Source organism: Calothrix rhizosoleniae SC01, assembly GCF_900185595.1.
Lineage (GTDB): Bacteria > Cyanobacteriota > Cyanobacteriia > Cyanobacteriales > Nostocaceae > Calothrix_A > Calothrix_A rhizosoleniae.
In genome coordinates, this window is sequence record NZ_FYBH01000120.1 from 1 (window position 1) to 7227 (window position 7227).

Annotated in this window: 8 protein-coding genes; 2 read left to right on the forward strand and 6 right to left on the reverse strand. The window is 39.8% G+C overall.

Going from position 1 to position 7227, the window contains the following annotated elements; translation table 11 throughout:
- The 6 genes from CALSC_RS06930 to CALSC_RS27995 all read right to left on the reverse strand — a co-directional run.
- A partial coding sequence (locus tag CALSC_RS06930; RefSeq protein ID WP_143288178.1) for a Pvc16 family protein occupies positions 1-347 on the reverse strand: 347 nt, incomplete at its 3' end.
- Complete coding sequence (locus CALSC_RS06935; protein WP_088240654.1) at positions 344-1363, reverse strand: hypothetical protein; 1020 nt, start codon at positions 1361-1363, stop codon at positions 344-346. The genes CALSC_RS06930 and CALSC_RS06935, both read right to left, overlap by 4 nt.
- Entirely contained in the window at positions 1360-2085 is a 726-nt protein-coding gene (locus tag CALSC_RS06940; RefSeq protein WP_088240655.1) for a T4 family baseplate hub assembly chaperone, read from the reverse strand. Before CALSC_RS06940 ends, CALSC_RS06935 begins: the two co-directional genes overlap by 4 nt.
- Before the next feature lie 125 nt (positions 2086-2210).
- A complete protein-coding gene (locus CALSC_RS06945; protein WP_088240656.1) occupies positions 2211-2738 on the reverse strand; it encodes a phage tail protein in 528 nt (175 codons plus the stop codon).
- A 73-nt stretch (positions 2739-2811) separates the two neighbouring features.
- A complete protein-coding gene (locus tag CALSC_RS27990; protein WP_327331180.1) occupies positions 2812-3537 on the reverse strand; it encodes a phage tail sheath family protein in 726 nt (241 codons plus the stop codon).
- A complete protein-coding gene (locus CALSC_RS27995; protein ID WP_327331181.1) occupies positions 3534-4412 on the reverse strand; it encodes a phage tail sheath protein in 879 nt (292 codons plus the stop codon). The genes CALSC_RS27990 and CALSC_RS27995 overlap by 4 nt, the downstream gene beginning before the upstream one ends.
- 482 nt (positions 4413-4894) lie before the next feature.
- On the opposite strand from CALSC_RS27995, the gene CALSC_RS06955 reads away from it, so the two are divergent.
- Positions 4895-5935 carry a WD40 repeat domain-containing protein gene (locus CALSC_RS06955; RefSeq protein ID WP_088240657.1) on the forward strand — a complete coding sequence of 347 codons (1041 nt, stop codon included), beginning with the start codon at positions 4895-4897 and terminating at the stop codon, positions 5933-5935.
- Positions 5936-6422: 487 nt separating this feature from the next.
- A partial coding sequence (locus CALSC_RS06960; RefSeq protein WP_159460577.1) for a squalene/phytoene synthase family protein occupies positions 6423-7227 on the forward strand: 805 nt, incomplete at its 3' end.

Here is a 7227-nt window from a genome sequence, read left to right on the forward strand (position 1 = left end):
AGCATGGCTTCCCCCAACAAATTATGACTCGTTGGTTCGGGAAAGTCGTCATTTTGAGCGTAAGTTGTCAGCATATAGTATAAATTTAACGCTAATGGAGGTAATCCCGTTTCCCCTGGTTTCACCTGGGTGGGGATATCCATATTTCGCCAAGCTGCATTTGACTGAGTTTGGTAGAGAAACAAATTGACTTGATTGCCTCCATTGCCGTTATTATTATTGTCACGGGCTTTATCTAAAGGCTTAGTCGTCACAATTACGCTACCAGAACCATTACTATCAAACCGTCGTTGTAATAGATAACGTAAAGTAGTCGTTACAGCTGCGATCGCCAATGAATTACTCATGTACCACCTCCACGCTGATGCAGGTATTCATCTAAACTCATAACTGAGGGTTTTCCCTTAGGTTTAGCTGGCTTTGATAGTGTAGCTGGTGTTGTTGCTCTCACTTCAATGCGACCAATGGTAACGTTAATTGTCGGTGCTGCTTCTGTTGTTTCTTGTATTGGTTGTGACTCCTTAACTATGGAAATTTTGGGAGTTGTTGGAGGGGGTGTAATTAATGTTTGGGTTGGTGAAATTTCCTGGGTAATTAGCAATTTCTTTGTATTACTTGACACTTCCTCCTGGGCGATCGGTAAGATAACTTGTTCCACTATTTTGGTTTCTGGTTCCTGGGTAGTCAGTGGGTGAATTTTTGGAGTTACGGTTTTACTTTCTTTGGGGGTAAAAATTTCCTTGGTGAAAGTTTCTTTGGCAATCACCTGCTGAATCACTGTCGGTTCTGGTGGTTGCTGGTTAAGTACTTCTACTGTCTGTAAATAATTATTTGTGACAACATTAGTTTGAGGTCTAACATTGGGACTGGGTGGAGATTCGTCTTTGTCGCGGGTAAAAATATATCCTTTCCTCTCCCCATCAGTTATTCTCTGGGTTCCCTTCCCCATCTGAGTTTTCTCGTGAGAAGAGGTAGGAGGTGGCGGTGGATGAGATTGTGGTTGAGTTGATTCAGAATTTATTGTTGGGGATTCATCTTGAATGCGGGTAATATACTCTATCCTCTCCTCATTAGGTTGTCTGGGGATTTCCTTTCCCATCTGATTTTTTTCTGGGACAGGGGTAGGGTAAGATTCTGCTTCTAACTGATGAATCTCATGAACCGAACTTGTTCTGTGTGTGGGTAATTCTTGAATATTTTCTGTTACTGATGGATCATCAATGCCTGTATATTGTTGAAAATCCCCTAAAATACTTAAATTTCTAGTTTCTATGCCCGGTTCAAACAGAGATGGTATTCTGGGTTGTACCGTCTCTAGCTGATTGTTGTTTCTAGCTACAAGATTGTTGAGAAAGTCACTCATCCTCCTATCATCTCCAAATACAACCGTCGTCGATAGGGACTCATGGTCAAAATTTCTGCTTCTCCCCAACCATAGGTAGAAGCTAAAATATGTACTTCTCGCAGAGTCCGAATTGCCCAAGCATGGATTTCGCTCCAGAAAAAAGAGACAATATCAAAGGTAGACAGCCATTGATGACTGCAAGCGGGACAACAGAGATTCAGTTGCACGTCTGCTTGGGGGTCTAATTTTGCCATTTGAGTCACCACAGCACTAGCGATTTGGGTTGGTAATTGTGCTATTGGTTGAATTTCCTCCCGTTCCCGTACCTGTAACAAACAGCGTTCTAGGAGTGCGCTTTGGGAGGTATCTGCGGAGGTGATGGCGATTAAATCCAAACTATTAGGTAAGCGAAACTCAACTTCCCAACTGTCAACCTGCACGGAACAAATTTCCAGAGGTTCTGTGGATGTAGTAGTGCGGATATCTGCAACATCAAAAGTAAGTTCCAAACGTTCCCCACATTTACTGCAAGTCGCTATACTCTGAATCTGGGAACCAAATATCCCCTCGCGCAAAGTTAGCAATAAACCATCCCTCCGTCCAATACTTAACTGTGCTAGCTGTGAAGGAGAAATGTCTTGACAAGCAACCGTTAACAAAGCTAATGCTCGTTGTACGGGTTGCTGCATTAATCCTTGTTCCCAAACAGTTAATAATTCCCCAGCAGACAATGCACGCATAAACTATTAATCCAGCTTGAATTGATGACTAAATAAGTTCTTAGTTCCGATTTTAGACCTCAATTTTTTCGTACTAAAGTGCTGACTACAAACCCTCAAAAAAAATTACTAAGTCATATATTTACCTAGAAACTTTCTTCTTTTGGTTCTTTAACCTCTTCGTCCCTTTCCCAGCCTTCATTTTCTAATTTTATCTGCTGAATAGCCACTGCATTCGCATTAGCATCAAGTTCTGGTAAAGCTTGATATTCAGACACCCAACAGCGATAAATTTTGTAAGATATAGCTTTTTGCCCAGCTTCATTAAAGACATCAATAATAATGTTCTTGCGAAAGTCTTCCAGAGAAACTTCTTGAGTCAGCTGTTCTGCACCTGCTTGAGCATTTTTAAAGTTCCAGACCTTACTTGCCCACTTCTCAAATTCTAAGTCGTGAGTTACACCCCTCTCTAGCATAATTGCTTCATATTCCGTCCGCCCCGGAGATTTACGCGATGTACTGGGGTCTCCTCCTTCTCTATGTGTCACAACTTCTGTGGTACGTTTGAGAGCGCCAAATTTACTAATTCCAGCTACATATTTACCATCCCACTTAACCCGAAATTTAAAGTTTTTATAGGGGTCAAATCGCTGGGGATTAACAGTAAATTCCATATTTATCTAACCTCCCGATATTCCAAGGGAAAATTTTATGTGCAGAATTCAAAATCCAAAATCCAAAATCCTATTAGACAGCAATTTGACCGGCAATTTGTTGAATTTTGATAATTACAAATTCCGCAGGTTTCAAGGGAGCAAAACCGACAATAATGTTAACTATCCCCAAGTTAATATCATTTTGGGTCGTAGTTTCACTGCTGCATTTGACAAAATAAGCATCTTGGGGAGTACTACCCTGAAAAGCACCTTGACGGAATAAATTATTCATGAAAGCACCGATATTCAAACGAATTTGCGCCCACAATGGTTCGTCATTCGGTTCAAATACTACCCACTGAGTACCGCGATACAGACTTTCCTCTATATATAAAGCCAACCGGCGTACAGGGATATATTTCCATTCTGATGCTAAACGGTCATCCCCTTGTAAGGTTCTTGCACCCCATGAAACTCGACCCACACCAGGGAAAGTCCGCAAACAATTAACACCCAAAGGATTTAGCTCACCGTTCTCTTCATTGATCAGTGGTACACTTAACTGCGGTACTCCCACTAACGTTGCATCAATACCCGCAGGTGCTTTCCACACACCTCGTTGAGTGTCAGTACGAGCAAAAATACCGGCGACAATACCACAAGGCGCAAAAGTTTCTAATTGGTTATCTAGCAGAGGATTCGGTTGTACTACACGTGGGAAAAATACTGCTGCATGGTCACTTTTAGTACCCAAATTATCAATACCTACTTTGGCTTTATCTTTATCATTCCAAGTACTGGGTGGATCGACAATCAAAAAAGCCCGATGTCACACAATTTAGCTGCTTCGCCAATTAAGCCTATATCTACATCTTTATTGTCATCTTTATAGGGTGGAATACAAAGAATATTGAACAGGTCTGCTTTTTTCAAAGCATACAAACCTTTTTTATCGCTTTCTTTGCCAGTCCCCATAAAGTCATTTTGGTTCAATGCCAATCCATCTCCTGCTTCATCAGCAGAGAGAACTCTTGCTGATGCAGCATCATCTTCCCAAATAGTTTGCCCAGGAGCAGGATCACCATGTGCCCCAGGAACAGAAGCCGGATCTCCAGATACTCTTACCAACAATGATTCATTTCCTAGTACTTTTTTAACTTGACGAGGACTATTAACTACTGTCAGATTGCGGAACTGTTCAGTCACGCCTGTTTTTGTATCCTGTACAGTCAAGTTAAACAGTTGATCTAAATTTACACCGTAACGCTCTGCCACCTGCGCTGACACATCATGGTCTACTCGCGCACGTAAGTAGTTACCCCAAGCGCCATCACTAGCTGCTTCCAGAAGTAGTCCATTGGCATTGACTTGTGCCCTTGCAGGTTTTGCAGTTACTGGTGGAGTAGCGTCCGGATCACCTGGATCTTGGTGATATAGTCGAATGATAATCGCTTGACTTCCACCATTGAGGTAAAAATCCCGCACAGCGTAACCTAGACTGCTATCTACCCATAGACCACCAAAAATACGTTCAAAGTCACTATAGCTGTTGATCGTTATTGGTTCATCTACTGGACCTCGTACAGCACGACCAATAAAAGCTGTAATCGAGGTAGCAACACCTGTAATTGTGCGAACACCGCTAGGAATTTCCTCGATGTAAACACCTGGATAGGTTGGTGTAATTGGCATAATTAATTTCTCCTCTGCAACTATTGCGATATAGCAGATGAAAGTAATACTTTAGCCGTTCCTATTTCTCGAAACACCATGAGGAATTTTATATACCCACCAATACCTTTGTGGATAGGTGGCTCTTAATTTCTCAGATCAAACAGTTAAACCCCAAGCCCCTCTATTCTAAATAATAATTCAAAACTTATTACCTAACTACAAATCGCTCTTAATATGGATTCGGATTATGTATTTTTCCTGACAGTCAACTATATAACATAGCTAAAATCCATCATGTTTACTACATGAGTGTCACAAATAACATTATTTCTTGAAAAAACTTTATGTAGTCTTGTATCATGAACTCACGTTAACCTAGAAAAAATACTGGTTTTTTTGTAATTAAAAGTGCTATAAATATTCAGTAAAAGAGCCTAAATGACCACCGTTTAATCTGGGCATCCTAAGAAAAACGGTAGTAGTAGACTCTTTATAAATGTATGCGATATAGATCTTACGAATGGTTGTATAAAACTTTTTTCCCCATCGCGATCGCTAGTTTTGTCAGTGTCAATTTATTTACTAATATTCCAACTGCTAATTCTGCCATCAATGAAAGGGTCAACAGCAGTTCGGGGACAAATAAATTTACTAATTTCAAATTAGTACGTACCTTACGGGGACATTCTGGAACTATCAAATCCCTCGCCTTTAGTCCTAATAGTAAAGTGCTGATTAGTGGTGGAGCAGATAATGAAGGAGCCATTGGTTTGTGGAATGCTCAAACTGGTAGACGTATGGGTTCTATTAAAAAAGCCCATAAAACAGCCGTGCAATCCTTGGTAGTTTCCCCCGATGGTCGAACCTTAGCTAGTAGTGGTAGTGACCATAGTATTAACCTCTGGAATATGAGAAACCGCAAATTTAACCGTAGCTTTGTAGCCCATAGAAGCCATGTTTTATCTTTGGCAGTATCTGCTGAGAATAATTTACTGGTCAGTGGTGGTTTAGATGGGATTCGTGTATGGGATCTATCACACCAGCGCCCGCTAAAAACTATTGTTCGCTATGGTAATGCGATTTATACTATGGCGATCGCACCCAACGGTAAAATTTTAGCTAGTGGGGATAAGCAAGGGGTAATTAAGTTATGGGATTTGGAAAGTGGTAACTTAATTCGAGAATTTACGGCTCATAATGATACCGTAACTAGTATGGCTTTTACTATCAATGGTCAAAACTTAGTCACAGCTAGTCGCGATCGCACTATTAAACTGTGGAGTCTCCCAGGTGGTAAATTAATGCGTACCTTGGCAGGACATGAAAGTTGGGTGAATAAAATTACAGTTCATCCCAATGGGATTATACTTGCTAGTGCGGGGCGTGATGGCATTAAACTATGGGATTTAAGTACGGGTAAGTTACTCGATACATTAGATGGACACTCCGACTGGGTAAGTGCGATCGCTTTTAGTCCAGATGGCAAAACCCTGGCTAGTGGAGGATTTGATCGGAAAATTAAAATTTGGCGCATTCAATAAAATTTATGGCTGAAGTCGGACATAGATAAAAATAGCTCCCCCTGGAAAAACCAGAGAGAGCAGTGCCATGCCATTTCACTAATATTTAATCCAAGCCCAATTAAGAAGATTCCGCAAATTAACATATATTTTTAGGCGAAAATATTTTTTTCATCGTTAAATTACTCCCTTCTCATTTTTTTATAACCAACAGAATTTAACTGTAACAATACTTGCTTTACGTATAAATACTGCAAATTGCGATTGAGACATAATTCCCGTAATTTTGCAGGAGGCGTTAAACTTTTTGTCTAAGTATTATGTTACTTGAGATACATCGTGTTTAATTTGGGTGCAATACAGACGCTCACCTCACTCAACCGAAAACCCCTATATGACTCAGCATCTAGAGGTATGAATAGGCTTCCCACAGAAAACCGGGCTTAGAGATATTACATGAGCCTATTCGGATACCGGCAAAGAAGTAAAAACTTAGATGAGCAAAAAAATGCTACTTGAACTTAACTTAGAAAATAGAGAAAGTGATGCTATTAAGGATTTGGATAGCGCAGGTTTTGTGTTGAACTTAGAATCAGAAATTAGGGATAAATGGCTTGAAAGAGTTAGTTGGCTGCGTTTGGTCGATCAGCTAGCTGAAAGTGAATTTATTGATTGCCAAGGAACTGAATATAATAATTTTGTTGCGGATTGGAAGCTACTTTTAAACGAAGGAATAATTCCGGTAGATTCATCTTTTGAGAAAATGTTGAATCAAATCAGAAACTCTTGGTTTGCAAATACCGATAATATCATTAATAGCTTATGTATTCAGTCTTTCGATAGCCATATTATGGCTAATGTTCAGTACCACCAACCTAATTTAGAGATTCACACTCTTAATAACTATCAAATAATGTTAGAAAATTTGTCAGGTACTGCTTTTCAAATTTTACCTTTTTTGACTCCAGAACATTGGCAATTAGTTTATTATCTTGGTACAGTAGACCAGTTTTACAATAATTTACGAGATATTCACGAAGATGCTGAACGGGATATTTGTTACTTTCCCCTAGAATTACTTAACGAGTTTGGGGTAACTCGTGAAGAGATCTGTCAAATGGAAGCATTTAGAAATACTGGATATCACAGAATGATTAATTTCTGGTTAGACGAATATCTTGTAAAAATTAGAGAAAAACTGAGTAAATTTATCCTGGTAAATAATCTACATCCTTCTTGGATTATCTGCCGCGATTGGTGTCTCCAACGCTATAGTCGTATTGAGCAGGTATTTCGTGAATGTAATTTTGACT

What these genes read in the sequence shown, in the direction of transcription:
- CALSC_RS06935 (WP_088240654.1), bottom strand. Translation starts at nt 1,363, where the DNA reads ATGAGTGACTTTCTCAACAATCTTGTAGCTAGAAACAACAATCAGCTA.
- CALSC_RS06940 (WP_088240655.1), bottom strand. Translation starts at nt 2,085, where the DNA reads ATGCGTGCATTGTCTGCTGGGGAATTATTAACTGTTTGGGAACAAGGA.
- CALSC_RS06945 (WP_088240656.1), bottom strand. Translation starts at nt 2,738, where the DNA reads ATGGAATTTACTGTTAATCCCCAGCGATTTGACCCCTATAAAAACTTT.
- CALSC_RS27995 (WP_327331181.1), bottom strand. Translation starts at nt 4,412, where the DNA reads ATGCCAATTACACCAACCTATCCAGGTGTTTACATCGAGGAAATTCCT.
- CALSC_RS06955 (WP_088240657.1), top strand. Translation starts at nt 4,895, where the DNA reads ATGCGATATAGATCTTACGAATGGTTGTATAAAACTTTTTTCCCCATC.